Source organism: Archangium violaceum Cb vi76 (genome assembly GCF_000733295.1).
GTDB lineage: Bacteria > Myxococcota > Myxococcia > Myxococcales > Myxococcaceae > Archangium > Archangium violaceum.
Map to the genome: position 1 here is coordinate 1 of NZ_JPMI01000326.1, position 317 is coordinate 317.

A 317-nucleotide genomic window follows, 5' to 3' on the forward strand; every position below is an offset into this window, starting at 1 on the left:
CGCAGGTGCATGTCGGCGGGCACGGGGGCCAGCTCGCGCATGAGCGCGCGCACGGGGGTGCTGGACAGCAGCTCCGCGTCCGTCTGCTGCTTGGGCGCCTTGCGCTCGGAGAGGTAGTGGCAGAGCGCGGAGGAGATGGTGCACGTCACCATGAGGGGCAGGATGATGGCGTGGTTCCCGCTCAGCTCGTAGAGCATCATCATGCCCATGAGGGGCCCGCGGGTGAGCGCGGCCACGGCGCCGCCCATGCCGACAATCGCGTAGGCGCCGCTGGGCCCGGTGCTGGCGGGGAAGAAGTAGTGCACCAGCGTGCCGAA

The 317-nt window shown here is 70.3% G+C and carries 1 protein-coding gene; it reads right to left on the reverse strand.

Features of this window, described 5'->3' with window-relative positions:
- A partial coding sequence (locus tag Q664_RS44010; protein WP_043410902.1) for a chloride channel protein occupies positions 1–317 on the reverse strand: 317 nt, incomplete at both ends.